The organism is Thalassolituus sp. UBA6592 (genome assembly GCF_002433655.1).
Lineage (GTDB): Bacteria > Pseudomonadota > Gammaproteobacteria > Pseudomonadales > Oceanobacteraceae > Venatoribacter.
The window spans coordinates 1-26,294 of the sequence record NZ_DJIO01000042.1 but is presented as its reverse complement, the minus strand read 5'-3'; the positions used below and the strand labels follow the sequence as shown (position 1 = coordinate 26,294).

Genomic DNA, 26,294 nt, shown 5'->3' with positions numbered 1-26,294 from the left:
TCTGAACATTTTTTTATCTCACCGGATTGATTTAGCCGGGACCTTTACATAATCTATAACCCGAATAATGTTTCGGGTTAGACCTGTACTCAGACATTATCGGTTTTGTACCGTGATGCCGTTCACGGTATTCCCGCCGCCTTATTTCAACAAAGGCAAAAATATGGGTCTAAAATCAATAAGTTATGCGTAAACGCAAAGGTGATTTATGGAAGCCGTAGAAAGGTTTCTCACAGAACATGGAATTACAGAAGTTGAATCCATCCTGCCGGATATGACTGGTAATGCCCGTGGAAAATTTTATCCGACCAAAAAATTCCTGGCCGAAACCAGTGGCCGCCTGCCGGAAAGTATTCTGGTACAGACGGTAACCGGCGAATGGGCAGACAACCACTATGATCTGGTGGATGCCAGTGACCGCGACATGCATCTGCATCCGGACCCTGACACTTTCCGCCTGGTGCCCTGGGCCGATGAGCCGACTGCACAGGTCATTAATGACTGTTACACCTCCGATGGCCAGCTTCACCCACTGGCAACCCGTACTGTGCTGCGTAAAGTCCTGACCTTATTCGAAAAAGAAGGTCTGAAGCCGATCGTTGCACCGGAGATGGAATTTTATCTGATTCAGAAGAATCACGACCCTGACGCTGAACTACGCCCTGCCATTGGCCGCTCCGGTCGCCAGGAAACCGCACGTCAGTCTTACAGTATCGATGCTGCCAACGAGTTCAATCCGGTGATTGATACCCTGTACAGCTACTGCGAAGCCATGGATCTGGAAGTGGATACCCTGATTCACGAATCCGGTGCTGCGCAGATGGAAATCAACTTCCTGCACGGCGATCCGCTGTATCTGGCTGACCAGGTATTCTTCTTTAAACGTACCCTGCGTGAAACCGCCATCAAGCACGGCATTTACGCCACCTTTATGGCAAAACCGATGCAGAATGAGCCTGGCAGTGCCATGCACATTCACCAGAGCATCGTCGATAAAGACGGCAAAAACGTATTCGTGCGTGAAGACGGCACTTTCAGTGAAATGTTCTACAACTACCTCGGTGGTCTGCAGAAATACACACCGCACGCGATCAGCTTTTTTGCACCGAATGTGAATTCTTATCGCCGTTTTGCACCAGAAATTGCCGCGCCGATCAATATGAAGTGGGGTATCGACAACCGCACAGCGGGTCTGCGTATCCCGGAAGCGCCACCGGAAGGCACCCGGATTGAGAACCGCTTCCCTGGTGCTGACTCCAACCCATATCTGGCGATTGCCGCCAGTCTGGCCTGTGGTTATCTGGGTATGAAAGGCAAATTACAGCCAACCAAGCCAACCTACGATGCGGCGGCAGAAGAAGGCGATACCGTCGAACTGGCACGGACTCTGGAAGAAGGTCTGCGTTTGATGGAAGACTGCCCGGAACTGCGCGATATTATGGGTTCTGACTTTGTTGATGCATTTATTGGCGTGAAACGTGCTGAGTATGAAACCTTCCATAAGGTGATCAGCTCCTGGGAACGTGAATATCTGCTGTTAACTGTATAAAGTGGGCAATTGGCGACGATCTACCCCCGAGGGGGTAGATCAGCGCTACAACAAACCTATTTAAAGTAGAGAACAACACTGCATAGCAATGCAGGAAGCTGATAAATTGTTAGATTAATAATGCAAAAGTAAAACTCCTGAATCTGTGAGAGGAAATAACATGAAGGAAACTCTTAAGTCGCGCCTGAAGATGTCTGTAGCAGCCATCACCCTGGGTATGGCAGCTATTGCTCCGGCAACTCAGGCTGAAGAACTGCACATTTACAACTGGGCAGACTACATCGACGAAGAAAGCATTCCTGAGTTCGCCAAAGAAACAGGCATGGAAGTTACCTACGACGTATTCGACAGCAACGAAGTGCTGGAAGCCAAACTGCTGGCCGGTAAATCCGGTTACGACCTGGTTGTGCCTTCTTCCCACTTCCTCGGCCGTCAGATTCAGGCCGGCGTTTTCCAGAAGCTGGATAAATCCAAACTGCCAAACTACAAATACCTGGATAAAGACCTGATGGCCGTTCTGGCATCTCAGGATCCGGGCAATGCTTACGGTGTTCCTTACATGTGGGGTACCACAGGTATTGGTTACAACGTAGACAAAATTAAAGAAATTCTGGGTGATGATGCACCGGTCGACAGCTGGGATCTGGTATTTAAACCAGAAAACCTGGAAAAACTGTCCAAGTGTGGTGTGAACTTCCTCGACTCTTCTGACGAAATTTTCCCACTGGCCATGCACTATGTTGGTCAGGATCCGAACAGCACGGATTCAAAACTGTATAAAGGCGACAGCGAAGCTGCCAAGCTGCTGAAAGAACTGCGTCCATACGTAACCAAGTTCGCATCTTCCGGCTACATCGATGCACTGGCTAACGGCGAAATGTGTGTGGTTGTAGGCTGGTCTGGTGACGTACTGATGGCTCAGTACCAGGCAGAAGAAGCTGAAAACGGCGTCAGCATCGAGTACGTAATTCCTAAAGAAGGTACTCAGATCTGGTTCGATATGATGGCAATTCCGGCAGACGCTGAAAACACTGAAGGCGCTCTGAAATTCATCAACTACATGTTGGATCCAAAAGTGATCGCCCGTGCAACTGACTACGTTGCTTACGCTAACGCGAACACTGAAGCACCTAAATATCAGGATCCTGAAGTGACCAACAACCCATCTGTTTACCCAACAGAAGAAACCAAGGCCAAACTGTACCCAAGCAAAATCCGTGGTGCAAAAATTGACCGCATCCTGACCCGCACCTGGACCGATATCAAAACCGGTCGCTGATCAGATGAGTTAACCTTTCGGTTAAACAGGTAAAAGCCCCGCCAGTGTTAACACTGGCGGGGCTTTTTTATGCCTGTTTTTTGCACAGCCCTGTTATTATTCCCCCTGAGCAGCACCGCCTGGCGGATAACAACGCTGTGCTAAAAGCCTGTTGGCACGGACAGACAGGGAACAGGGAACAGGGAACAGGAAACAGGGAAGACAGGAATGCAGCCAATGGAAATGACCCTCACTGACAGCCTGACGCAACTGAGTGACGATCTGTGGATCGCCGATGGCGAAGCCGTGCGTTTTTTCACCCTGCCCTACACCACCCGCATGACCATAGTGCGCCTGACCGATGGCCGCTTATTTATTCACAGTCCGATCCGTCTGACGGAGTCGCTGCAGCGGCAGATCCGGGCATTGGGTGATGTACGTTATCTGATTGCTCCCAATCATCTGCACCATCTGTTTATCAAAGACTGGGCTGAGGCATATCCCCGGGCTGAACTGTATGGCACTGAAGAAGTGATTAAAAAGCGTGCGGATATTGATTTCAGTGGCCAGCTGAATAACGAAGATCAGCAACAGTATCCCTGGCAGCCGGCGATCCGTCAGCTGCTGTTCCGTGGCTCAGCGGCCATGGAAGAATGTGTATTTTTTCATCAGCCGTCATCCACCCTGATCGTTACGGATCTGATCGAGAATTTTGATCCTCAGAGTTTCACGCCGTTTAAACGTCTGATTGCCCGAGCCAGTGGCATTCTGGCACCCAATGGCAGAACCCCCATCGACTGGCGTCTGAGTTTTGTTTTCAGCCGGCAGCAGACCCGCAGGCAGTGCGAAAAGATTTTAAGCTGGCGCCCGAAGAGAATCGTGATGGCGCATGGGGAAATTATTCACAAGGGTGATAATGGTCAGAGCGCAGAAGACCATCTGCGCACAGCGTTCCGCTTTTATATGTAAAAAGCCCCGGCTCAGGGCCAGGGCTGTTAACTGCAATAAACCCGCACAGCTACCGCTGAAGCAGATTACTGTGCTGCTTTGTTAAGGAAAGCCGCCATCCATTTGCCCACCGCCACGGAATCCGTCGCAGCACCTTCAGCATGAACGGTTTCCAGACCAGCTTCGGCCACATCATCCGGCACCACACTGCCTTTGCGCGCGGCAACCAGATCCTGCTCAAACGGAATGGTAAATTCAGGGTGCGCCTGGAAGGTCATAATGTTGTCGCCGTATAGCAGACCGGCATACTGGCAGAAATCCGATTCGGCAAATACACGGGCGCTCTCAGGCTTAACAATGACCTGATCCTGATGCATCGCATTAATGGTGAATTCCGGCATATCCGTCAGCTCGGCGGCATCACCGGTAAGACGATAAGTGTGCAGACCCACACCCCAGCCGCCTTCGTATTTATCGACCTTACCGCCCAGTGCTTCAGCAATGATCTGATGGCCAAAACAGATACCGATCAGCGGCTTGCCGAGATCGTTGATGTCACGGATCAGCGCTTCCAGCTTCAGCATCCATGGCAGTTTCTGATACACGTTGAACTTAGAACCGGAAATAATCCAGCCGTCACATTCTGCTGCCGACTGCGGGAAAATGTCGTCACGCACATCGAATACCGCGTATTCAAATTCTGCTCCGGCTTTGCCGAACAGGTTGATAAACATCTGCGCATAGCTGTCGTAGCGGTCAGTGAGTTCATCCGGTGTTGTACCGGCAGCGAGAATACCTATTTTCATGTTAATACCTGTCGAAATAGCAGTTGAATCTGTTGCTGAGTTCAAAGCCGGCGGCCGTTGAAGGGAGCAAGAGAAAAGCCTGCACGGACCCGTGCAGGCAGAAGAGTTATATCACCGCCGCCAATCAGGCTTCGGCTTCATCCTGTTTCTGTTTACGACGCATCTGCAGCATAGCTACCACGACACCAACCGCAACAATCAGAATCATCAGGGTTGCCAGCGCATTCACTTCAGGCGTTACACCCAGACGCACTTTGGAGAAAATCACCATCGGCAGTGTACTGTTACCCGGTCCGGACACGAAGCTGGCAATAACCAGATCGTCCAGCGACAGAGTAAAAGACAGCAGCCAGCCGGAAATAATCGCCGGTGCGATCAGCGGCAGCGTCACCAGGAAAAACAGCGACGATGGTTTTGCACCAAGGTCCATAGCTGCTTCTTCCAGCGATTCATCCATGTCACTCAGTCGTGACTGCACGATCACCGCCACATACGCCATACAGAAGGTGGTGTGAGCAATAATAATGGTCAGAGTGCCACGTTCCGCTGGCCAGCCAAACAGGCTTTCCATGGTCACAAACAACAGCAGCAATGACAGACCGGTAATTACTTCCGGCATCACCAGAGGTGCAGTGATCCAGCCAGACAGCAACATTTTGCCTTTAAAACGCCCCATACGGGTCAGTGCAAAACCAGCCATAGTACCCAGTACCACCGACAGACAGGAGGTGATAAAGGCGATGTTAAAGCTCAGCAGTGCGGCGTCGATGATCTGATCATTCTGGAACAGCTCACCGTACCATTTCATTGACCAGCCGCCCCACACGCCCACCAGTTTGGACTTGTTGAAGCTGTAGATCACCAGCGAGATCATAGGCACATACAGGAAAATAAACCCGAGCAGTGCCGCAATACTGAGGAAGTAAGATCTGCGTTTCATTTATACCTCCTCCTTGTTACCAATGCGGTTACGCACAAACATAATTGGCAGTACCAGAACCATCAGCATCACAATCGCTACCGCCGAGGCCATTGGCCAGTCGCGGTTAACCGAGAACTCATCCCACAATACCCGACCGATCATCAGGGTGTCGGAACCACCCAACAGTGATGGAATAACGTACTCACCCACCGCCGGAATAAAGACCAGCAGACAACCAGCGATAATGCCCGGCATTACCAGCGGCACGGTTACCAGGAAGAAACTCTGGAACGGACGACAGCCCAGATCTTCGGCAGCCTCCAGCAGCGTGCCATCGAGTTTTTCCAGTACTGAATAAAGCGGCAGAATCATAAAGGGCAGATAGGTGTAAACAATACCAATATACACCGCAAAATCAGTCTGCAGCATACGGATCGGCTCGTCGGTAATCCCCAGCGCAATCAGAATGCTGTTTACCGGGCCACCCATTTTCAGCAGCGCCATCCAGGCATAAACCCGCAGCAGGAAAGACGTCCAGAACGGCAGAATCACCAGCGCCAGCAGAAACAGACGACGGTTAGGTTCGGCCCGGGCAATCAGATAAGCCATCGGGAAACCCACGATCAGAGTCAGTATCGTGGAAATGGCAGCAATCTTCATGGAGCTTAAATAAGCATCCAGATAAAAGGTATCTTCCAGCAGGAAGAGGAAATTACCCAGATTCAGCTTCAGTGTGGCGAAGGCCTCATCGGCATCCCATTCCCACAGATCAGTAAACGGCGGGATAGCAATCGCCGCTTCTGAGAAAGAAATCTTCAGAACAACGATAAACGGAATGAAGAAGAAAATCGCCAGCCAGAAGAATGGAATCGAGATCACCAGCTGGCGACCCCAGTTCACTTTCTGCAGAAACGCCGGCAATTTAATTTTTGCCAGCGGACCTGTCGCGGTCAGTTCGCTTAATTTACTCATACAGTCAGTACCACGCTGCTGTCGACATCCCAGTACAGGTACACTTCATCTTCCCAGGTGAAGCGCGCTCCCATATCACGGGCATAGTTCGGCTGAGTAACGCGGATTTCCTTACCGCTGGCCAGACGCACACGGAACACTGACAGGCTGCCCATGTAGGCGATCTCTTCGATCCGGCCTTTCATGCAGTTCACATCCTGATCAGGCTTGTCGTGAGCGATGTTAATTTTTTCCGGACGCAGAGCAACGTGCACTTCCTGATTCGGTGCGCAGTTGATGCCGTGATCGATGCGTAATGTGCAGCCCGCTTCGGCGGATTCCACTTCCACATGATCCACTTCGTCGACGGTCACTTTACCGGAGATCAGGTTTACTGAACCGATAAACTGCGCCACGAAACGGCTGTTCGGGTATTCGTAGATTTCGTGTGGTTCACCGACCTGAACGATTTCACCATGGTTCATCACACCAATACGGGTGGATAACGTCATGGCTTCTTCCTGGTCGTGGGTTACCACGATAAAGGTAACACCCAGTTCTTCCTGCAGGTTGATCAGTTCAAACTGAGTTTCTTCCCGCAGTTTTTTATCCAGTGCACCCAGAGGCTCATCCAGCAGCAGTAATTTAGGGCGCTTAACCAAAGAGCGGGCTAACGCCACACGCTGACGCTGCCCGCCTGATAACTGGTGCGGTTTACGTTTGGCCAGGTGACCAAGCTGCACCATATCCAGCATTTCTTTTACCCGGCGTTTAACGTCTTCATCCGCCAGGCCGTCACGGCGCAGGCCAAAGCCAACGTTCTTTTCAACGCTTAAATGCGGAAACAGAGCGTAAGACTGGAACATCATATTGACCGGACGGTTCCACGGCTGAATACCAGCCATGTCCACACCATCGATCAGAATACGACCGGAAGTCGGCGCTTCAAAACCGGCCAGCATACGCAACAGAGTACTTTTACCAGAGCCGGAACCACCTAAGAGACAGAAGAGTTCGCGCTTGTAGATTTTCAGACTGACATTATCTACGGCGGTAAAATCACCGAAGTTTTTTGTCACGTTCTCAATTTCTACGAACGGCTTTGCATCCGGATCGCGCCATAAGTCAGGCGACGGTGCCGTCAGCGGGTTCACTGCAGAAATGATCTTCTTGGATTTTTCTTCTGTTGTCATAAAAAAACTACCTAAGGCCTGCGCTGGGCTGGCTGTCAGAAATTACTGCCAGATGTACTGACAAGGATCATGTACCGGTCTTTTGCTATGTCGATGAAAATAGCTGAGCGGTGTATCTCAACCCATACCCCTGCGAGGGTATTATCCCTGTATCGGAGAATAAACACTTCACCTGTACGACAAAGTGTTCATTCTCCGCTGCGCTGTTGACACTGACTTTACAGAGAGGTTTTACAGCAGTCCCAGGTAAGACTCGTATTCAATATCTGAAATCTTTTTACTCAGAATTGAATGCTCGTGACGTTTAACGGCACACAGTACATCAACAAACTGGTCACCCAGATAATGACGCAGAGCGCGGCTGCCCTCAAGACGGTCGATGGCTACTCTCCAGCTGGATGGCAGACGAATGGATTCATCAGCAATCGCGTATGCATCACCTTCAATATCCGGTGGCGCGTCCAGCTGATTTTCAATCCCCCACAGTGCTCCGGTCAATACTGCCGCTAAAACCAGATAAGGGTTAGCATCGGCGCCGGAAACACGGTGTTCGATACGACGTGCTTCCGGATCGCTTTCCGGTACACGCACTGCAGCAGTACGGTTTTCATAACCCCAGCAGGCATAAACCGGTGCATGGGAACCGTCCTGGAAGCGGTGATAAGAATTCAGATGCGGAGCGAACATCAGCATGCATTCCGGCATGATTTCAATCATCCCGGCAATGGCCATGCGCAGCATGTCAGTACCTTCATCGCCGCCATTATCGAATAAATTGTTGCCGTCTTTATCCACCAGAGAAAAATGCACGTGGAAACCACTGCCGGAATGATCAGCGTATGGCTTGGCCATAAAGGTGGAGCTGTAATCGTATTTACGTGAAATACCTTTCACCATGCGTTTGAACCAGATGGCCTGGTCAGCGGCATTCAATGGATCTTTCACATGCTTTAGGTTCATTTCAAACTGGCCGGGGCCAAGTTCAGAAATAATGGTATCCGCCATTACGCCCTGAATTTCACAGCACTCGCGCATCTCGGCGAAGAAATCTTCCAGACCATCCACATCTTCGATGGAATAGGCATCGCTGGTATTCAGACGACGACCATGGCTCTTATCCAGAATCGGTGGCTTAGGACGCTGCAGCTCTTCCGCTGAACCGTCCATCAGGTAGAACTCCAGCTCGGTAGCCATCACCGGATACCAGCCACGGGCATGGAATTTTTCCACGACGTTTTTCAGCGCCTGACGCGGGTCCACAAGGAACGGCGAGCCGTCCGGGTTTTCCATCATGGCATGCAACTGGTGACGCTGCTTTTTGGTCCAGGGCACAGGTACCGGCTTTTTCTGGATAGGCATACAGAAACCGTCGTTATCGCCGGTTTCGAACACCAGTCCGTTATCAGGTACGTCGTCTCCCCAGAAGTCGAGGCCAGCAACAGACAGCGGCAGCTTGATGCCCTCATCCATTACTTTTTCAAGGGAGTCGCCCAGCAGGCGCTTACCACGCAGGTTGCCGTTCAGATCGACGACAAAGAGGTCAAAATCATTTTCCATTGGAACACCGGATCATTATTAGAGGGTGACGACTGGCAGTCGATACCCGAAACACTATATGCTTGATTGTGATCACAAAATCAGCCACTGGCAATCCCCGAAACAGCTAAGAGACACCGTTTGCGACATGGACAAGCACTCACCCATCAGCATCACACTAGCCCAGCGCGACGAGGCTGTAACTATCACCCGATGGGTATATGACACCTTACACAACGCCGTGCTGCTGGGTCAGATACCGCCGGGACGCGCTCTGACCATCCGTGAACTGGCCAGCCTGCTGATCGTTTCGCCGATGCCGGTGCGCGAGGCGCTGCGCCAGCTGTCCGCTGAAGGCGCACTGGAGATCCAGGGCAACCGCCGGGTAATGGTGCCGAAGATGACAGCGATGAAATTCAACGAGCTGGTCGAGGCCCGCATAGCCATCGAATCGCACGCCGCAGTACGTGCTCTGCCCTACATCAATGCCACGATTTATCAGCAGTTGCAGGCCATCGACGAACAGATTGACGAGGCTGAAGCCAACAGCGATCCGGAGAATGTGACGCGCCTGAATCAGGCCTTTCACCGCACGATTTATACTGCCCATCCGCATCAGGTCACCCAGCCTTTGATTGAAAGCCTGTGGCTGCAGCTGGGGCCATTTATGCGTTTATCGGCGGAGAGTCTGGACGAGTATTACCAGATTGACCGTCACCATGAGGCCCTTACAGCCATCGAAAAACAGGACCCTTTGGCCCTGCAGATGGCCATTGCCGCCGACATCCGCGACGGCTGCGCCTTCGCCAAAATTCCAAGCAAATTGCAGAAACTTCTCAACTGATATTGCTGGCTAACAGGTCAGTGCGAGGTCAGCGCGGCCTGAGTGTCAAAGGTGACAATCATCCCACCGAAAACACTGCGCTTGCATCTTTTATTTTGTGATCACAAAATTGTGATCACATTTTTACTCAAACCCATAGCGGGAGTTACACAATGAGCCAGTCAGATATCCAGCAACAGGACGCCGGCCACCACCTGCATCCTTTCACCAACACCGGCGCACTGAACAAGAAAGGTGCCCGTGTTATTGCCCGTGGTGAAGGCGTTTACGTCTGGGACGAAGATGGCAACAAACTGCTCGACGGTATGTCTGGCCTGTGGTGTGTAAACCTGGGCTACGGCCGTAAAGAACTGGCCGAAGTTGCTGCAGCACAGATGAACGAGCTGCCGTACTACAACACCTTCTTCCAGACCACCCACACACCAGCGGCAAAACTGGCGGAAGCCATTGCCAGCGTAACGCCGGGCGACCTGAATCATATTTTCTTTGCCGGTTCCGGTTCTGAAGCCATCGATACTGTGATCCGCCTGACCCGTCACTACTGGGCGATTAAAGGTAAGCCTTACCGCAACATCCTGATTGCCCGTGAAAACGCTTACCACGGCTCTACCATCGGTGGCACCAGCCTCGGTGGCATGAGTGGCATGCACAAACAGGGCGGCCCACTGGTTCCTAACATCGAACACATCCGTCAGCCTTACTGGTACGGTGAAGGCGGCGACATGAGCGAAGACGAGTTCGGTCTGGTCTGCGCCCGCGCACTGGAAGAAAAGATTCTTGAAGTCGGCCCGGACAACGTTGCCGCCTTCGTTGGCGAACCGATTCAGGGTGCCGGCGGCGTGATCGTGCCACCAGCAACTTACTGGCCGGAAATTCAGCGCATCTGTAAAAAGTACGACATCCTGCTGGTTGCTGACGAAGTGATCTGTGGTTATGGCCGTACCGGCAACTGGTTCGGCAGTCAGACTTTCGACATTAAGCCGGACATGATTTCCATGGCCAAAGGCCTGTCTTCCGGTTACCTGCCAATCGCTGCCGTGGCGGTTGGTGATCGCGTAGCCAATGCCCTGATCGAACACGACGATGATTTCAACCATGGTTACACCTACTCAGGTCACCCGGTGTCCGCAGCGGTAGCACTGAAAACCATCGAAATCATGAAAGAAGAGAAGATCGTTGAACGCCTGCAGGAAGAGATTGCCCCTTACTTCCAGAAAACGCTGCGTGAAACCGTCGGTCAGCATCCGCTGGTTGGTCATATTGATGGTCTGGGTCTGGTTGCCGGTATGGCGCTGATGAAAGACAAAGCCAACAAGGAAGCCTTCCCATCCGATTACGACATCGGCATGGTCTGCCGTGAACACTGCTTTAACAATGGCCTGATTATGCGCGCCACTGGCAGCCGTATGATCCTGTCACCACCACTGGTGATTACCAAAGCCGAAATCGATGAACTGTGTGAGAAAGCGGTGCATTGTCTCGACCTTACTCTGGAAAGCGCGAAAGCCGCAGGAGCCCTGTAACATGGCCGATTCAGCAGATTGTAAGCAGTTGGCGAGCCTGGTTGACCATATCCGGTTAACCAGTTTCCCCGGCGAGCTGGAAAAGTACCTGAAGAAACTCTGCCACTTCGACACCTGCCTGATGCTGGTTTACCAGCACGGCAACCGTCCGGCACTGGTTCACACAGAAACAGATGAGATCAGCCCGGCGCTGAGTCTGTATCTGAAGCGCTGCTATCTGCTGGATCCGGTTTACAACGCTGTGCGTAAAAACGAAGCTCCGGTGATCAGTCGCATCAGCAACCTGGCACCGGACTCCTTTACCCAGAGCGAGTACTACCAGACCTGCTACAACGCCTTTGATCTGGTGGATGAAATCAACCTCACCGTGCAGTTAGATGAGCACAGCGTGATGGCGATTTCGCTGGGCCGTAAGTCCACACTGGGCTGCATCACCCGTACTGAGATGAATCGACTGCAGGAACAGCAGGCCATTTTATCGTCACTGATCCGTCAGTTCTGGCTGTCTAACAGTGATGAATACCTGCCACAGAGCAGAAGCCGCAGCACGCTGGAACAGGCGCTGCGCACCTTCGGCCAGGGCGTACTGACCCGCCGCGAACAGGAAATTACTGCTCTGATTCTGCAGGGCCACAGCTCGCAGTCCATTGCCGATCAGCTGAATATCAGTGTTGGTACCGTTAAGGTGCACCGCAAGAATATTCACAGCCGTCTGAACACCTCGCAACAGAGTGAAATCTTCACCCTGTTCCTCAACCATCTGAGTGAGATGGAGATGCGTGTCGTCGCCTGATACATCCGGCGTCCAAACAGCATCAGTTATGTCTTAAATCCCCGCATTCATGGGGAATATCTCCGGGCAAAGGACATGCCTGGAAACCTCCTGCTACTTTCCATGCTTCTGATCAACATTTGTACTATTGAATAAACAGCGCTAATCTTTTCATATGTGAAAGCTGGTCAACACTGACTAACACTCAGGTCTGTGAAATATGGATATACCCACCTCGTCCGAAGATGTCCCCGACGGACTACCGCACGACATTATTCTGGATAATGTCGAAGCACTGATTTACGTCGCCGATATTGAATCCAACGAACTGCTGTACATGAATAAGTACGGCCGGGAAAAATACACACCAGCCGCCGGAAAACGTTGCTGGGAAGTATTACAGAAAGATCAGACCGGACCGTGTTCTTTCTGCACCAACCCACGCCTGGTGGATGATGAAGGAAACAGTACCGGCGTTTATACCTGGGAATTCCAGAATACCGTCACTGAACAGTGGTTTCAGTGCATCGACAAAGCCATCCGCTGGAATGACGGCCGTATGGTACGCATTGAAATCGCTACCGATATTTCCCTGCGCAAAGAAATGGAACACCAGCTGGAACAGGAACGCCTGAAAGCCGAACAGCTGGCCACCACCGATATGCTGACTGGCCTGCGCAACCGCCGGGCGTTTTTTACTCTGGGCGAACAGCTGCTGCGCGAAGCCACCCGGTTTAATCAACCCGTGTCGCTGATTATGCTCGATCTGGATCATTTCAAACGCATCAATGATCAGTATGGCCATGCTGCCGGCGACGCGGTACTGACCCACGTCAGCCGCCTTATGCTGGCCACGGTCAGAGAAGCGGATATTGCCGCGCGCATGGGCGGCGAAGAATTTGTGCTGCTGTTGCCGCAAACCCGCCTCAGCCAGGCAACACAACTGGCCGAGCGGCTGCGTGCCCGTCTGGATCAGACACCCGCCAGCTTTAATAATCAGGCCCTGCACTGCACCGCCAGCTTTGGTACTACCTGTACCGAGTTACCGGCAGTGACCACGCTGGACGACCTGCTGAATCAGGCCGACCGTAATCTGTACAAAGCCAAAGACCACGGCCGCAACTGTATTTCCTGAAGCAGCGGCTGTATCAGCTGCCTGCCGGTGATGACAGCTCAGCGCTGGCCATCACATCAGACGCCTGCTCCGCCTGCGCCACTTTCTGTTCCTGCTGCTGCAGTTCGTACATAGAACGGTAGCGGCCACCTTCTATGGTCATCAGTTGCTGATGACTGCCCTGCTCAGCCAATACACCTTTGCTCAGTACCAGAATGCTGTCGGCATTGCGGATGGTTGATAACCTGTGTGCCACCACAATCATGGTCACTTTGCCCTGCAACTGATGCAGCGCCCGCTGCACTACCTGCTCGGTTTCACTGTCGACGTTGGCGGTCGCTTCATCCAGCAACAGGACTTTCGGTGAACCGGCCAGTGCCCGGGCAATAATCAGCTGCTGACGCTGACCTGTGGATAAGCGCAGACCACCTTCCCCGAGATGGGTCTGGTAGCCGTCTTCCATTTCCGCAATCACCTCGTGCAGATGCGCCTGACGCGCAGCTTCTTCCACCGCCTGCTGATTCAGACCACGACCCATATCGATGTTGTCGAAAATGGTGCTGGCCAGAATAAACGGCTCCTGGGGAATAAACCCAATCCCCTGATGCAGGGCATCTTGGGAATAATCACTGAGTGCGTGACCATCAATTTTTACACTGCCACTCTGTGGCTGATAAAAATTCAGCAGCAGATTTAACAGCGTACTTTTGCCACTGCCGGTATGACCGACCACGGCGAAAAAATGACCGGCCGGAATGGTCACATCAATATCCGCCAGTACCGGCTTATCAGCCTGATAACCGAAACGGATATGCTGCAGCGACAGCTCGCCGGACTCAATGCGCGACAAGGTGCCCTGACCGTCCTGCACCGATGGCTCCTGAAGCAGTTCGTACACGCGGTTACCGGCCACAATCGCCTGCTGGTAAAGGCTGAACTTCTGCGTGATTTCCACCAAAGGCTCAGTGAAACGGCCAAGGTAATTCAGATAGGCGTAGAGCACACCGATCTCTGCCACACCTTCCACCACCTTCAGACCGAAAAACCACACCAGCGCCGCCAGAATCAGAATACTCAGCAGGTTAATCGCCGGGCGCAGCAACAGCGATGACATGGTCACGGCTTTTAAGCGGGTGGAATAATAACCATCGTTAATACGGTCGAACTGATCCAGCTTATGCTGCTGTTGATTGGTCGCCTGAATAACCGCCATACCACTGATCGACTCGCTCAGGGTACCGTTGATATCGGAACGCAGCTGGCGGCTTTCGGTGACCTGTTTCAGACTGAATTTCTGATACAGATAAATCAGCCCGATCACGGTTGGTATCAGCACCAGCGCAATCACCATCAGCTGCACATCAAGAATCGCCATGGCGATCAGAATACCAGCCAGCATAATAAAGTTGGTCAGCACGCTGGACAGAAACTGTACGTAAATATCTTTGATGGACTCGGTATCGTTGGTGATGCGGCTGACCAGCTGGCCGGTACGGGCAAAATCAAAGAACGACATCGGCAGCGTTAACACGTGGTGGTAAACCCGCTTGCGGATATCCAGCACGGCGTTTAAGGCAATGTCGAGAAACCTCAGGTTCTGCTGATATTTCAGCAGCGTCGCCAGAATCACGGACACGATAAACAGCGAAACAATGCCAGCCACCGGCCACAGCGGATACTGGTCCTGCATAATAAAATCGTCGATAAATACCTTGCTTAACATTGGTCCGGCGACATCAAATGCCGTGGCAACCACCACCAGCAGCAGGGTTTTGATAAACAGTTTCTTATCGGCGAAGACATAACTGAGCAGCAGGCGCAGGGAACCGTTATCTTTTTCCTGCTGAGCGGTTTCGCTGTTTTTGGCGCTGTTTTCAGCACTGTTGTTTTTTTCGACAGAAGAGCTCATCAGGAGGCCGCCTCCAGATTCTGTTCCATCTGCTGATAGGCAAACATGCGGCTGTACCAGCCATCCGCGGTCAGCAGTTGCTGATGATCACCGCGCTCCATTACATCGCCATGGGCCATGACCAGAATTTCATCGGCGTCTTCAATGGCGGATAAACGGTGCGTCACAATAATTAAAGTCTGCTCTTTACGTTGCTTCAGATGACCAATGATCTGCTTTTCAGTTTCCACATCCACTGCTGACAGCGCATCATCAAGAATCAGTACAGGCGCGTGACTGATCAGCGCGCGGGCGATGGATACACGCTGGCGCTGGCCACCGGACAGGGTCACACCGCGTTCACCGACCAGGGTGTTATAAGCATCCGGGAAACGGGCAATATCATCGTGTACGGCGGCCAGTCTGGCGGCTTCATACACATCCTCATCGGTGGCGTCCGGACGCCCCATACGGATATTTTCCAGAATACTGGTGCTGAACAGAAAGCCGTCCTGCGGCACATAAGCATACTGCGCCCGCAGCTCGGCCAGCGGAATGTTCGCCAGCGGCACATCGCCGATGCGGATCATGCCGTTTTCCGCTTCCCAATAACGCATCAGCAATTGCAGCAGTGTGGATTTACCCGAGCCGGTAGCGCCGGCAATGCCCAACACCTGATGTTCGCGCAGGGTAAAAGAGACATCGTGCACGGCGACGCGCTGCGCCTGTGGATAATGGAACGTCAGCTGCTCCACCCGGATGGTATGGTGGTATGGCAGCGTGGTACCCGCATCTGTGATGGTATCCGGCAGACTCAGGGTCTGATTCAGGCGTGTCATGGCGGCACTGCCGCGCTGCAGAATATTCATCAGCCAGCCGAACGCGTACATCGGCCAGATCAGTTCTGATAAATACAGGGTAAAACTGGTCAGCTGCCCGACGGTCAGTTCATCGTTATGAATCAGCCAGCCACCGGTGAGCAGTACAATCAGCATGGCCGCGCCCAAACTGAGCTGAATAATCGGCTGAAACATGGCTTCCGAACGCTGCACGTTATAAGTACTGCTGGCAGCATGGGCGGCAATATCATCAAACTGCGCGGTTTCAATACGCTCGCGCCCCATGGATTTGATCATACGGATGCCGGTAATCGACTGCTGGGTGTGATCGTTCAGCGCCGAGAATCGATCCAGACTGTCACCGAACTGATCGTGAATGCGGTTCGACAGTTTATAAAAACCCACCGCCATAAACGGAAACGGCAGTACCGCCAGGGCCGCGAGGCGCCAGTCGATAAACACGAACATCATGATGATGACCAGAATAAAGGTCAGCAGACCATCAAAGCCGGACAGAATGCCTTCGCCGGCGGCAATTTCCACCGCATCAATATCATTGGTGGCGCGCCATCAGATCGCCGGTGGAATGACCGTTGTAAAACGCCTGCCCCTGACGGGTAAGACGCTGATAAAAATCGCGGCGCAGGTAATTCCCCAATTTGTACGATGTACCGAACAGCATACGCCGCCAGCCGTAACGCAGCAGATAGACAACCACACCGGCCGCCACCAGCCCCAGCAGGAACGGCTCAACTGAGGCCTGCTCTCCGGTGGCTAACAGACGGTCGATGGCCCGCCCGATCAGCTGCGGCACCGCCATATTGACCAGTGCGACGATAAACAGCATCACCAGCGCCAGACTGTAGGTGTACCAATAACGGCGGAAGAACCAACTCAGGTGTCGGAATAACTGCATGCAAAAAAACCAAATGAAAAAGAAAGCAATAACGCGGAAAAAAGCAGACTGGAAAAGACCTTAACCGGTAGCGATATTTTAGAGCACCGCCCGTCAGCGTCCAGAGATTCACGCCGTGACCAGCACTAACGAACTGTTCCGGTCAGCAGACCAGCATTTCCCTGTCCGGGATTACCCGCACGGCGCGCGAATATAACGGAAACTACCTCACAAGCGCAGAGATAATCGTTAATGGATAAGGCCTATGAGCCTTACAGATAAATGAACAGGCCGGCGAGCTACCATTCCAGCATAAAGGCTTTACGCGCCAGCATTTTTGCCACCAGCTTTTCACTGCCGTGATGCTGCAGAATCACCGCTTCAATTGCCCGGTCTGCCAGCCCGGTAACCACCGCAAGCGAACGCCTGACCTCAGTATCATCCATCGCACCAAACAGCTGCACGGCAAACGGATTATCTGCATCCTGCCGCAGCGTATTCAGCTCATGTACCTCTTTCCCGAACGCCTTTCCTTTTGGGTCCCCCTGAGCGCGGAAGTTCAGTGCACCGCCGCTGTCGAGGGTTAACACCCGGCCATCGGCGACGGCCACTGCCTGATTATCGCCGTGAAAGCCCGCAGCATCCCAGTTGGCCAGCCAGCAATGCAGCGCAAACCAATGCTGCGCCTGAGCACGCTCTCTAGCGGAAAAATGCTGAACGTTCTTCTTCGCCAGTTCGCACCAGCGCGTGACGATACAGCAGGGATCGCTGCTGTGCAGATAACAAAGTGTGGGAGCCCCGGCCAGCTGGTAAAGCATGGCGGCCAGATATTCATTGCGGGCGTGGGCGACGGATTCGGTTTCTTTAACGTAATAACGCTGACCCGCCGCATCTTCGTACACGCCAGCGGGGTTACTGCCTAAACGTCCGCCGATACGCGTCAGGGCAGAAAGATCCACTGACAGGCGATCCACTAACAACCGGCCATCAGTCAATGGCCAGCGTGCGCCGGATCAGCCCCACCTGGGCCGGTGTTTCAATGGCGCCACTGCGTGCCTTGCGCACCGCTTTAATGGCTTCATCAGGATCAGTGCCCAGCTCGGCTAACAGACGTGCGGCCATCATCCCGGTACGGCCCAGACCACCTTTGCAGTGCACCAGAATATTCTGGCCATCGCGAAGCAGGCTGCGGATATGCTTGCCTGCCGTCAGCCACTGCTGCTCAAATTCATCGGTGGTAATGGAATAATCGCGGATCGGCAGATGGCACCATTGCATACCCCGGCGTTCAACCTCGATACCCATATCGGGCACTTTCAGCATCACCAGTTCGTCGCTTTCAACCAGCGTCAGCACCAGCGCTGCGCCCCAGTTTTTAATCACATCGAGATCCGTCCCCAGATCCCGCGCCCAGGCACCGGTATGCGCCATGCGGTCGTGCTTACCGGGGCAGAAAGTAATACCTATGGTGCCGTAACCAGGCCCGGCGGGCACTTCAGCGATTTGCAGAGGATGAGTGGTACTGGTACGTACGGAAGCCATAACCGATCCCTGTGTCAGTCCTTGATCAAAACAAAGTAACACAGGGGCAGGGGAATAAAATGATACGGGTTAAGGTGGCAACTTTTTACAACCGGCTGAGCTGTGAAAGCTGCCAATTATTTATGTTTCTGGTTATGCAGGCCACCGTGAATCAATGCTTCAGGTATGGCGATAATACGCAGCGACTGAATACACTCGACCTCTTCTTCCTCGTTAAAAGCATAAGCCACCGACACTCGGTAGCCGTCCGCTATTTTCACGCCGGGATCACAGCGGCTCTTTTTAAATACTCTGAAGCTCTTACCTGCCAGACGAAAGCCGTATAGGGCGTTACCCCCGAAATAATCAGTGACGGTGCCGGTAATGGATAAGGTGACAGCTTCAGCCAGCACTTTCTCTTCATGTTTATGAGCACCTACTGTAATAAACCAGCCGGGGATTAAAGACACGGCCCATATAAGCAATACCGCAGGCCAGTTCATATGCCAACGCAGAGATATCAATAAGCCGATGATCAGCCCGCTGACGCCGTAAAATACGAAATCCTGCATGAAGCAGTTATTCTGCGCTGCCCGGTTCTCTGCTCTTCTGGTCCTGGCTGTGCTCTTCAGCCAGCTCTTTATCCAGCTTTTTACCCTGACGGTAAGCATCCACCAGCGCAATCAGCCAGACCACGCCAAACAGCACCAGTATCATCGATGCTGTATCACCGCCTGCAGCCATCTCGGCATGAATACGCTCACTGATCAGGTTCGGGTCGGCAGGCATAGCACCGCTTTCCACTTCACCCAGCACCTTTTCTGAAATAGCAGAGATAAAAGCGACTACATTAAAGATACACACCATGGAAATACCGGCGAAGACGATAGTGCGCATGGGGCGGTTGATCACCAGATGACCAAGGCCCGGGAAGATCAGGGCGGACAACAGCAGGGCTTTTAACGCTTTAGACATATCAACTGGCTCTCAGGCATTGCAAAGGGGAATCCACCATAATCCCCCTTAAACAGAATGTATATTAAGCGGCACACATTTGCGCCGCTGCGGCAGTTTACTTCTTGCGGTAATCCAGTGGCAGCTCCAGGCTTTCTTTCACCTCTTCCATCACGATGTAGCTTTTGGAGTTCTTAACACCGGGCAGGGTCAGCAGCATATCGCCGAGCAGGGCACGGTACTCAGACATACCGCTGATACGGGCTTTGATCAGGTAGTCGGAATCACCGGACACCAGATGGCATTCGAGGATGTAAGGCAGAGCCTGTACGGCTTTGCTGAACTTCTGGAAGGAATCTGGTGACTGATACGACAGCGAGATCTCAACGAACACCAGCATGTTATAGCCCAGCATTTCAGGGTCGAGATGAGCATGGTAGCCGGTGATATAGCCTTCTTTCTCCAGACGGCGCACACGTTCGATGCAGGGCGTGGAACTTAAACCGACCTTATCGGCCAGATCGACATAACTGATACGACCGTCCTTCTGAAGCGCCCGCAGTATGCTAATGTCAAGTTTGTCCAGCGTGCGCTTTTTAACGTCATCCATCAGAAGTTTAATCCGCTATTAAATGAATACATTCCAGTTTTTTAACCTTTTTAGATCAAAAATTCAAAGTTTTTCGCTGGAATAAAAGGCATACACTGGGTGATATCAATTTTGAAGATTCGGCCCGTTTGGGAGGTTTTATGAAAGTTTTAGTCTTAGGCAGTGGTGTTACCGGTGTAACCGTCGCCTGGTATCTGGCCAAGGCTGGACATGAAGTCACTGTGGTTGACCGTCTCGATACACCAGCCACTGAAACCAGCTATGCCAACGCTGGTATGCTGTCATTCGACTACTCCACCCCATGGGGCGCTCCGGGCGTACCGTTCAAAGCCATCAAGTGGATGATGCAGGACATATCCCCGCTGTACTTCAGCCTGAAAGACTTCGATGCCAAGACCATCGGCTGGATGATGAAGATGCTGGGCCAGTGTTCACAGGAAGCTTTCGATGTGAACAAAGAGCGTATGCTGCGCGTCGCCCGCTACAGTGCCGAGTGCTTCCACGAACTGAATAACGAAATCACCATCGACTACGATGTACGCATGAAAGGCACCCTGGAAGTTTTCCGCAGCCAGAAAGAAATGGACGGTGCTCAGGGCGACGTCGATGTGCTGAAAAAATGTAACGTACCGCATGAAATGGTCGACGTTGCCACCTGTATCAAGCACGAACCGGCACTGGCTAACGTCAAAGAAAAAATCGTTGGCGGTCTGTATCTGCCCGGTGACGGTACCGGTGACTGCTACAAGTTCACCAACGGTCTGGCCGAAGAGTGCAAAAAGCTGGGCGTGACCTTTATGATGGAAACCGAAATCACCGCGATCGAAACTGCCGGTGGTTCCATCACAGGTGTACAGACTTCTGCCGGTAAACTGACTGCGGACAAATACGTGGTATCGCTGGGCAGCTACTCACCTTTCCTGCTGGGCAAAATCGGCATCAATGCTCCGATTTACCCGCTCAAAGGCTACTCGCTGACCATGCCAATTACCGACGAAAGCAAAGCGCCGGTATCCACCGTTATGGACCAGAAATACAAAGTGGCGGTCACCCGCTTTGAAGACCGTATCCGTGTTGGTGGTATCGCTGAGATCGCTAACTTCAATAAAGATCTGGTGCAGAAACGCCGCGCGGCCATTGAGTTCAGTGTGAAGGATCTGTTCCCCGGCGGCGGCGATGTGGAAGCGGCAGAATTCTGGACCGGCCTGCGTCCGATGACCCCGGACAGCGTGCCAATTATCGGTAACACCAAATACGATAACCTGGTACTGAACACTGGCCACGGCACACTGGGCTGGACCATGTCACTGGGTACCGCCAAGTTTGTTGCCGACGTGGTTTCCGGTAAGCCAACCGATATCAACCCGGATGGCCTGTCGATTGATCGTTACTGATCAGAACCGGTCAGATGCTGAAAGCGCCGGGTAAGCCGGCGCTGTCTCACCGAAAAAGAATCGAAAAAGCCTGAAAGAACAAAGCAAGAAACAACGTAACAAACAACGCACAACACGATAATTTTTAACGCAACACCATAAGCAAACAGACAACGCAGATTAAGGTACTCCCATGACTGAAAAAACCATCATCTCCACTGAAAACGCCCCTTCTGCCATCGGTACATATTCTCAGGCAGTAAAAGCCGGCAACACAGTTTACATCTCCGGCCAGATTCCACTGAATCCAAAAACCATGGAAATGGTTACTGAATCTTTTGAAGCTCAGGCCGTTCAGGTATTTGACAACCTGAAAGCCATCGCCGAAGCGGCAGACGGTTCACTGAGCGAATTCGTGAAAATTACCGTACTGCTGTCCGACCTGAAATACTTCGCTCAGGTCAACGAAGTGATGGAACGTTACTTCTCTGCACCGTATCCGGCACGTGCGGCTTTCGCCGTTAAAGCTCTGCCGAAAGATGCGGATATCGAAGTTGAAGCTGTGATGGTTCTGTAAGAGGCTGGTGATTAACCATGGCAAGAGCAACCACAGTTACCGTTAATCTGGATAACGTACTTCATAATTACCGTCTGGCGAAATCCATGGCACCGGAGCAGAAAGCCGTTGCCGTCGTAAAAGCCAACGCCTATGGTCACGGCGCTGTCGCCGTGGCGAAAAAACTGGCGCCGGAAGCGGATGCTTTTGCCGTTGCCTGCATCGAAGAAGCGGTCGAACTGCGTGAAGCAGGCATTGAAGGCCAGCCGATTCTGTTGCTGGAAGGTTTTTTCACCGCTGACGAACTCGATTACATCAGCGCCAATAATCTCTGGACCGGTGTCCACAACCAGCGCCAGCTGAACGATATCAAAAACGCTCAGCTGTCACAGCCGATCACCGTGCTGCTGAAAATGGACAGTGGTATGCATCGTCTGGGCTTTGCCCCGGAAGAGTACGCTGCGGTCTATCACGAGCTGAAAGCACTGCCGCAGGTAAAAGACGTGATTCTGATGAGTCACTTTACCTCAGCAGACGATATGTCCAGCCCAATGACGCAGAAGCAGATCGAAGTATTCGATGCCGCTACCCGCGAACTGGATGCCGACGTCAGCATTGCTAACTCCGCCGCCACACTGATGCATGCCGATGCCCGCCGTAACTGGCAGCGCCCTGGCATTATGCTGTACGGCTCATCACCATTTACCGATAACCCGGAAATCGACCGCCAGCTGAAACCGGCCATGACGCTGACTTCAGAAGTGATCGCCATACACGATCTCGAACCAGGCGAAGCCATTGGTTATTCCGGTACCTGGGTGTGCGAAAAACCAACCCGCGTCGGCACCATTGCCGTGGGTTATGCCGACGGTTATCCACGTCAGGCAGTCAATGGCACGCCGGTGATTGTTAACGGACAGCGCACCAAAATTATTGGCCGCGTCTCCATGGATATGCTCACCGTGGATTTAACCGACATTGATGCCAACCTCGGCTCAACGGTTGAACTCTGGGGCGAAAATTTGCTGGCCAATGAAGTCGCACCTTGCTGCGGCACCATTTCCTATACCCTGTTCTCCTGCATTACCGCACGGGTGCACCGGAAATATATTGGCTGATACCTCCCTGACGAACGCTTCGGGACCTCCTCCTCAAGACAGATCAACGTTCGTCCTTTGCTCCATCCCTCCCCGGTGATGGAGCTTTTTTCTTTTCTGGCGTCTTAACATTTGCAGCGGCTGTCACGCTGGAAAGGCTTATGTCGGATTGGTGTGCTGGACTGATGCGCTGGACTGGTGCGCTGGACTGGTGCGCTGGACTGGTGCGCTTAGCTGATGCCACCAGTGCGCACCCTATGACGGATGAATCACCGAATTCCCTACGCATATCTGACAGTCACTGGCGCGTGGTGCGCACCCTGCATCGAACAGACAGCAATTTCGTGCAATAAAAAAAGGGCTAAGGCAATGCCTTAACCCTTTTCTTAATCCTGCTATCCTTTTAAGGATAACCGCGTCAGACCTTAACGTCCGGTACGGACATTGGTCCACGCACGGTTGAGGATACGGTCAAACTTAGCGCTGTGTGCTTTCTGACTGAACAGTTTTGCTTTCACAGCAGCAGACGGGTAAATACCAGGATGGTTTTTCACTTCGTCTTCTAACAGAGGTTCTGCCGCTGTATTGGGTACGGCGTAATACACATAGTTAGAAATACCTGCCGCAACGTCTGCACTCAGCACGTAATCAATAAACTGATACGCCGCTTCTTTGTGTGGCGCATCCGCTGGAATGGCCATCAGGTCAAACCAGATCATGGTGCCTTCAGACGGAATGGCGTAGTCCACGTTCACGCCATTTTCGGCTTCGGCGGCACGGCCCTGAGCGATCAGTACGTCACCGTTGTAACCCAGCGCCACACAGATTTCACCATTTGCCAGTTCGTCGATATAACGGCTGGAGTGGAAATAACGATAGTTGTCGCGGTTCGCTTTCAGCAGTTCTTCGGCTTTCGCCAGATCCGCTTTGTTTTCTGAGTTAGGGTCCAGACCCAGGTAGTTCAGCGCAACAGACATAATTTCCGCAGGCGAATCCAGCATTACCACGCCACAGTCTTTCAGCTTGGCTGACAGTTCCGGTTTGAACAGGATATCCAATGAATCAACCGGCTGGTCGCCTAAGCGCTTCTTCACCGCGTCAACGTTGTAACCAATACCAATGGTACCCCATGCGTATGGCACGCCATATTTATTACCAGGATCGTGAGCTTCTACTTTGGCCAGCAGCTCTTTATCCAGGTTGCCGTAGTTTTTCAGTTTGCTTTTATCAATCTCTGCGTAAATGCCCGCTTTGATCTGACGCTCAAGGAAAGAACCGGTTGGTACCACGATGTCGTAACCGGAGCTGCCAGTCATCAGTTTCGCTTCCAGCATTTCGTTGGAATCGTACACATCGTAGTTCACTTTAAGGCCGGTCTGTTTTTCGAATGCCGGAATGGCATCCGGAGACATGTAATCGGACCAGTTAAAGATGTTCAGTTCCTGTTCTGCGTGGGCAGAAGAAACCGCCAACGCTGCCAGCAGAGCAGAAGTTTTGATAGTTTTCAGCAAAGTCATTTAAGTATTCCTGGTACATACCCTGATTGGGCGGCGCGATTCTAATGCGCAACGAAGATTCCTGACATACTTCCGCAGGGATATTTATTCAGTTTTTTGCCGTGCCCTGCACTTTTCCACCGACAGGGCACGACTGATCACTTTTTCAGCAGCTGCAGTAGCTACAGTAAGTAGCTAAAGTAAGTAACTACAGTAATTAACTACAGCAACTGAGCGGGTTTATGCCGCAGGCATTCCTCCGAAAGCGTTACTTACTGGCCGCCAGAGAATATAAAAATTCCAGTGCCAGAGTTGCTCCCGCCAGAGAGGTAATATCCGCATGGTCATAGGCCGGTGCGACTTCCACGACGTCCATACCGATCAGGTTGAGCCCCTGCATACCGCGAATCACTTTCAGGGCAAAATCACTGGTTAAACCCGCAATCACCGGTGTACCGGTACCCGGTGCAAAGGCCGGGTCCAGACCATCGATATCAAAGCTGATATACACAGGCTTATCGCCCACGCGCTGTTTAATGCGTTCCAGCGTACCGGCCCAGCCGAGATCGTTAGCTTCTGCCGCATCAATCACTTCGAACGGGTGGCCTTCTTTTTCATAGGCAGTACGGATCCCGACCTGGATAGAATTATCCGAGTGCAGCAGTCCTTCCTGCACCGCATGGTGGAACAGTGTGCCGTGGTCGTATTTGCTGCCACCGTCATAAGTGTCGGTATGCGCATCAAAATGCACCAGCGCCACCGGGCCATGCTGCGCGGCTACTTCGCGGATCACCGGCAGAGCAATAAAGTGATCGCCACCGAATACCAGGGTTTTCTTGCCACTGCTGACGATGGCTTTAATCATCGCCTGCAGGTTATCCACCATGGTTTGCGGCTCACCGTGCTTGAACACCACATTACCGGCATCTTCAATTTTCAGACGCTCATCCAGGGCGAAATCCCATGGCCAGCGTGCGCCTTCCCAGATCAGGTTGGCAGATGCTGCACGTACACCAGCAGGCCCGAAACGCGCGCCCGGGCGACCGGAGGTAGCCATATCAAACGGCACACCGGCGACAATAACGTCGGCCTTACTGTTAGCAATATCCGTCACGTACGGGCACTGCATAAAGGTCATGCCCAGATTGGCGTATAACGGCATATCCGCGTTGGCGGTGGTTACAGAATCGGTTGGGTTCACGATGATCTCCCTGTTTGTCGGCGCAGAAATCGCAGCCGGAATAAAAAGCTTACAGCGGTTACTGCATTCTGCCATCAGACTAGCCAATGACATGAAATGTTTGAAATGCATAATTTATAAGGCAGTATGCACAGTATGCATAACCTGAAATTACCGGAACGGCTGCCATGTCGCTGAATCATTTTGATCTGAACCTGTTACGGGTATTTGAAGCCCTGGTCAGTGAAGCCCATGTGACCCGTGCGGCGGAAAAGCTGTTTCTCAGTCAGTCCGCCACCAGCCATGCCCTCAACCGCCTGCGCGAACAACTTGGTGACCCGGTGTTAGTACGCAGCGGTAACGGTCTGCAGCCAACGCTGCGGGCTGCTGCCATGCTGCCGGAAGTGCGCGAAATCCTGAAACGGCTGGAACATACTCTGACACCGCCGGAGGCCTTTGATGCGGCCAA

General features: G+C 52.5%; 25 protein-coding genes and 1 pseudogene. 11 read left to right on the top strand and 15 right to left on the bottom strand.

The features are described from left to right. Positions 1 to 208 precede the first annotated feature (208 nt). The 3 genes from B2Z72_RS03815 to B2Z72_RS03805 all read left to right on the top strand — a co-directional run bounded on the left by B2Z72_RS03815 (position 209) and on the right by B2Z72_RS03805 (position 3,776). A complete protein-coding gene (locus B2Z72_RS03815) occupies positions 209 to 1,549 on the top strand; it encodes a glutamine synthetase family protein (protein ID WP_296984368.1) in 1,341 nt (446 codons plus the stop codon). A 190-nt stretch (positions 1,550 to 1,739) separates the two neighbouring features. Continuing rightward, positions 1,740 to 2,828, top strand: coding sequence for a polyamine ABC transporter substrate-binding protein (locus B2Z72_RS03810; RefSeq protein WP_414716376.1), 1,089 nt, complete (start codon positions 1,740 to 1,742; stop codon positions 2,826 to 2,828). A 216-nt stretch (positions 2,829 to 3,044) separates the two neighbouring features. Further along, complete coding sequence (locus B2Z72_RS03805) at positions 3,045 to 3,776, top strand: DUF4336 domain-containing protein (RefSeq protein ID WP_296984370.1); 732 nt, start codon at positions 3,045 to 3,047, stop codon at positions 3,774 to 3,776. Positions 3,777 to 3,841: 65 nt separating this feature from the next. Here B2Z72_RS03805 and B2Z72_RS03800 read toward each other — a convergent pair whose 3' ends face one another. The 5 genes from B2Z72_RS03800 to B2Z72_RS03780 all read right to left on the bottom strand — a co-directional run bounded on the left by B2Z72_RS03800 (position 3,842) and on the right by B2Z72_RS03780 (position 9,184). After that, on the bottom strand, positions 3,842 to 4,561 hold the full coding sequence (locus tag B2Z72_RS03800; RefSeq protein WP_296984371.1) for a type 1 glutamine amidotransferase: 720 nt from the start codon (positions 4,559 to 4,561) through the stop codon (positions 3,842 to 3,844). Positions 4,562 to 4,685: 124 nt separating this feature from the next. After that, positions 4,686 to 5,501 (bottom strand): ABC transporter permease subunit, encoded by an 816-nt coding sequence (locus B2Z72_RS03795; RefSeq protein ID WP_296984372.1) that lies wholly within the window; start codon positions 5,499 to 5,501, stop codon positions 4,686 to 4,688. Next, positions 5,502 to 6,455 carry an ABC transporter permease subunit gene (locus tag B2Z72_RS03790; protein WP_296984374.1) on the bottom strand — a complete coding sequence of 318 codons (954 nt, stop codon included), beginning with the start codon at positions 6,453 to 6,455 and terminating at the stop codon, positions 5,502 to 5,504. It lies immediately after the preceding gene. Continuing rightward, positions 6,452 to 7,627: an ABC transporter ATP-binding protein gene (locus B2Z72_RS03785; RefSeq protein ID WP_296984376.1), complete on the bottom strand. Its 1,176-nt coding sequence runs from the start codon at positions 7,625 to 7,627 to the stop codon at positions 6,452 to 6,454. Before B2Z72_RS03785 ends, B2Z72_RS03790 begins: the two co-directional genes overlap by 4 nt. A gap of 231 nt (positions 7,628 to 7,858) precedes the next feature. After that, complete coding sequence (locus B2Z72_RS03780) at positions 7,859 to 9,184, bottom strand: glutamine synthetase family protein (RefSeq protein WP_296984378.1); 1,326 nt, start codon at positions 9,182 to 9,184, stop codon at positions 7,859 to 7,861. A 58-nt stretch (positions 9,185 to 9,242) separates the two neighbouring features. On the opposite strand from B2Z72_RS03780, the gene B2Z72_RS03775 reads away from it, so the two are divergent. The 4 genes from B2Z72_RS03775 to B2Z72_RS03760 all read left to right on the top strand — a co-directional run bounded on the left by B2Z72_RS03775 (position 9,243) and on the right by B2Z72_RS03760 (position 13,437). Further along, complete coding sequence (locus B2Z72_RS03775) at positions 9,243 to 10,007, top strand: GntR family transcriptional regulator (RefSeq protein WP_296984380.1); 765 nt, start codon at positions 9,243 to 9,245, stop codon at positions 10,005 to 10,007. 152 nt (positions 10,008 to 10,159) lie between these two features. After that, positions 10,160 to 11,530, top strand: a complete 1,371-nt coding sequence (locus B2Z72_RS03770) for an aspartate aminotransferase family protein (protein WP_296984381.1) — start codon at positions 10,160 to 10,162, stop codon at positions 11,528 to 11,530. 1 nt (position 11,531) lies between these two features. After that, complete coding sequence (locus tag B2Z72_RS03765) at positions 11,532 to 12,323, top strand: helix-turn-helix transcriptional regulator (RefSeq protein WP_296984382.1); 792 nt, start codon at positions 11,532 to 11,534, stop codon at positions 12,321 to 12,323. Positions 12,324 to 12,522: 199 nt separating this feature from the next. After that, positions 12,523 to 13,437, top strand: coding sequence for a GGDEF domain-containing protein (locus B2Z72_RS03760; protein WP_296984383.1), 915 nt, complete (start codon positions 12,523 to 12,525; stop codon positions 13,435 to 13,437). A gap of 13 nt (positions 13,438 to 13,450) precedes the next feature. On the opposite strand, the gene B2Z72_RS03755 is transcribed toward B2Z72_RS03760, so the two are convergent. The 8 genes and pseudogenes from B2Z72_RS03755 to B2Z72_RS03720 all read right to left on the bottom strand — a co-directional run bounded on the left by B2Z72_RS03755 (position 13,451) and on the right by B2Z72_RS03720 (position 20,123). Then, complete coding sequence (locus tag B2Z72_RS03755; protein WP_296984384.1) at positions 13,451 to 15,325, bottom strand: ABC transporter ATP-binding protein; 1,875 nt, start codon at positions 15,323 to 15,325, stop codon at positions 13,451 to 13,453. Beyond that, positions 15,325 to 16,143, bottom strand: coding sequence for an ABC transporter ATP-binding protein (locus B2Z72_RS03750; RefSeq protein WP_297004204.1), 819 nt, complete (start codon positions 16,141 to 16,143; stop codon positions 15,325 to 15,327). The genes B2Z72_RS03755 and B2Z72_RS03750 overlap by 1 nt, the downstream gene beginning before the upstream one ends. 108 nt (positions 16,144 to 16,251) lie before the next feature. Beyond that, a pseudogene (locus B2Z72_RS03745) lies at positions 16,252 to 16,963 on the bottom strand (ABC transporter transmembrane domain-containing protein); the annotation flags it as partial. Positions 16,964 to 17,337: 374 nt separating this feature from the next. Then, complete coding sequence (locus tag B2Z72_RS03740; protein WP_297004196.1) at positions 17,338 to 18,033, bottom strand: hypothetical protein; 696 nt, start codon at positions 18,031 to 18,033, stop codon at positions 17,338 to 17,340. Beyond that, entirely contained in the window at positions 18,026 to 18,580 is a 555-nt protein-coding gene (locus tag B2Z72_RS03735) for a cyclin-dependent kinase inhibitor 3 family protein (RefSeq protein ID WP_296984386.1), read from the bottom strand. Before B2Z72_RS03735 ends, B2Z72_RS03740 begins: the two co-directional genes overlap by 8 nt. A gap of 116 nt (positions 18,581 to 18,696) precedes the next feature. Beyond that, on the bottom strand, positions 18,697 to 19,131 hold the full coding sequence (locus B2Z72_RS03730; RefSeq protein ID WP_296984387.1) for a hypothetical protein: 435 nt from the start codon (positions 19,129 to 19,131) through the stop codon (positions 18,697 to 18,699). A gap of 7 nt (positions 19,132 to 19,138) precedes the next feature. Continuing rightward, the gene (locus B2Z72_RS03725) at positions 19,139 to 19,534 is read right to left on the bottom strand and encodes a hypothetical protein (protein WP_296984389.1); all 396 of its coding nucleotides are present in this window, start codon (positions 19,532 to 19,534) and stop codon (positions 19,139 to 19,141) included. Between the two features lie 97 nt (positions 19,535 to 19,631). Further along, a complete protein-coding gene (locus B2Z72_RS03720; protein ID WP_296984390.1) occupies positions 19,632 to 20,123 on the bottom strand; it encodes a winged helix-turn-helix transcriptional regulator in 492 nt (163 codons plus the stop codon). Between the two features lie 140 nt (positions 20,124 to 20,263). Here B2Z72_RS03720 and B2Z72_RS03715 point away from each other — a divergent pair, with 140 nt between their 5' ends. The 3 genes from B2Z72_RS03715 to alr all read left to right on the top strand — a co-directional run bounded on the left by B2Z72_RS03715 (position 20,264) and on the right by alr (position 23,170). After that, the gene (locus B2Z72_RS03715) at positions 20,264 to 21,517 is read left to right on the top strand and encodes a D-amino acid dehydrogenase (protein WP_296984392.1); all 1,254 of its coding nucleotides are present in this window, start codon (positions 20,264 to 20,266) and stop codon (positions 21,515 to 21,517) included. 172 nt (positions 21,518 to 21,689) lie between these two features. Continuing rightward, entirely contained in the window at positions 21,690 to 22,073 is a 384-nt protein-coding gene (locus tag B2Z72_RS03710; protein WP_296984393.1) for a RidA family protein, read from the top strand. A gap of 17 nt (positions 22,074 to 22,090) precedes the next feature. After that, complete coding sequence (gene alr, locus B2Z72_RS03705) at positions 22,091 to 23,170, top strand: alanine racemase (protein ID WP_296984394.1); 1,080 nt, start codon at positions 22,091 to 22,093, stop codon at positions 23,168 to 23,170. A 404-nt stretch (positions 23,171 to 23,574) separates the two neighbouring features. Here alr and B2Z72_RS03700 read toward each other — a convergent pair whose 3' ends face one another. Both B2Z72_RS03700 and speB read right to left on the bottom strand, forming a co-directional pair. Next, positions 23,575 to 24,666, bottom strand: a complete 1,092-nt coding sequence (locus B2Z72_RS03700; RefSeq protein WP_296984396.1) for a polyamine ABC transporter substrate-binding protein — start codon at positions 24,664 to 24,666, stop codon at positions 23,575 to 23,577. Between the two features lie 247 nt (positions 24,667 to 24,913). Then, positions 24,914 to 25,807 (bottom strand): agmatinase, encoded by an 894-nt coding sequence (gene speB / locus B2Z72_RS03695; protein ID WP_296984406.1) that lies wholly within the window; start codon positions 25,805 to 25,807, stop codon positions 24,914 to 24,916. 206 nt (positions 25,808 to 26,013) lie between these two features. On the opposite strand from speB, the gene B2Z72_RS03690 reads away from it, so the two are divergent. Next, positions 26,014 to 26,294, top strand: a 281-nt coding sequence (locus B2Z72_RS03690) for a LysR family transcriptional regulator (protein WP_297004194.1), incomplete at its 3' end; no start/stop codon positions are given.

Excerpts from the sequence above, each read along its gene's own strand:
- B2Z72_RS03815 (WP_296984368.1), top strand. The coding sequence starts at position 209 with ATGGAAGCCGTAGAAAGGTTTCTCACAGAACATGGAATTACAGAAGTT.
- B2Z72_RS03810 (WP_414716376.1), top strand. The coding sequence starts at position 1,740 with ATGTCTGTAGCAGCCATCACCCTGGGTATGGCAGCTATTGCTCCGGCA.
- B2Z72_RS03805 (WP_296984370.1), top strand. The coding sequence starts at position 3,045 with ATGGAAATGACCCTCACTGACAGCCTGACGCAACTGAGTGACGATCTG.
- B2Z72_RS03800 (WP_296984371.1), bottom strand. The coding sequence starts at position 4,561 with ATGAAAATAGGTATTCTCGCTGCCGGTACAACACCGGATGAACTCACT.
- B2Z72_RS03795 (WP_296984372.1), bottom strand. The coding sequence starts at position 5,501 with ATGAAACGCAGATCTTACTTCCTCAGTATTGCGGCACTGCTCGGGTTT.
- B2Z72_RS03790 (WP_296984374.1), bottom strand. The coding sequence starts at position 6,455 with ATGAGTAAATTAAGCGAACTGACCGCGACAGGTCCGCTGGCAAAAATT.
- B2Z72_RS03785 (WP_296984376.1), bottom strand. The coding sequence starts at position 7,627 with ATGACAACAGAAGAAAAATCCAAGAAGATCATTTCTGCAGTGAACCCG.
- B2Z72_RS03780 (WP_296984378.1), bottom strand. The coding sequence starts at position 9,184 with ATGGAAAATGATTTTGACCTCTTTGTCGTCGATCTGAACGGCAACCTG.
- B2Z72_RS03775 (WP_296984380.1), top strand. The coding sequence starts at position 9,243 with ATGCTTGATTGTGATCACAAAATCAGCCACTGGCAATCCCCGAAACAG.
- B2Z72_RS03770 (WP_296984381.1), top strand. The coding sequence starts at position 10,160 with ATGAGCCAGTCAGATATCCAGCAACAGGACGCCGGCCACCACCTGCAT.
- B2Z72_RS03765 (WP_296984382.1), top strand. The coding sequence starts at position 11,532 with ATGGCCGATTCAGCAGATTGTAAGCAGTTGGCGAGCCTGGTTGACCAT.
- B2Z72_RS03760 (WP_296984383.1), top strand. The coding sequence starts at position 12,523 with ATGGATATACCCACCTCGTCCGAAGATGTCCCCGACGGACTACCGCAC.
- B2Z72_RS03755 (WP_296984384.1), bottom strand. The coding sequence starts at position 15,325 with ATGAGCTCTTCTGTCGAAAAAAACAACAGTGCTGAAAACAGCGCCAAA.
- B2Z72_RS03750 (WP_297004204.1), bottom strand. The coding sequence starts at position 16,143 with ATGACACGCCTGAATCAGACCCTGAGTCTGCCGGATACCATCACAGAT.
- B2Z72_RS03735 (WP_296984386.1), bottom strand. The coding sequence starts at position 18,580 with ATGGCTTCCGTACGTACCAGTACCACTCATCCTCTGCAAATCGCTGAA.
- B2Z72_RS03730 (WP_296984387.1), bottom strand. The coding sequence starts at position 19,131 with ATGCAGGATTTCGTATTTTACGGCGTCAGCGGGCTGATCATCGGCTTA.
- B2Z72_RS03725 (WP_296984389.1), bottom strand. The coding sequence starts at position 19,534 with ATGTCTAAAGCGTTAAAAGCCCTGCTGTTGTCCGCCCTGATCTTCCCG.
- B2Z72_RS03720 (WP_296984390.1), bottom strand. The coding sequence starts at position 20,123 with ATGGATGACGTTAAAAAGCGCACGCTGGACAAACTTGACATTAGCATA.
- B2Z72_RS03715 (WP_296984392.1), top strand. The coding sequence starts at position 20,264 with ATGAAAGTTTTAGTCTTAGGCAGTGGTGTTACCGGTGTAACCGTCGCC.
- B2Z72_RS03710 (WP_296984393.1), top strand. The coding sequence starts at position 21,690 with ATGACTGAAAAAACCATCATCTCCACTGAAAACGCCCCTTCTGCCATC.
- alr (WP_296984394.1), top strand. The coding sequence starts at position 22,091 with ATGGCAAGAGCAACCACAGTTACCGTTAATCTGGATAACGTACTTCAT.
- B2Z72_RS03700 (WP_296984396.1), bottom strand. The coding sequence starts at position 24,666 with ATGACTTTGCTGAAAACTATCAAAACTTCTGCTCTGCTGGCAGCGTTG.
- speB (WP_296984406.1), bottom strand. The coding sequence starts at position 25,807 with ATGCCGTTATACGCCAATCTGGGCATGACCTTTATGCAGTGCCCGTAC.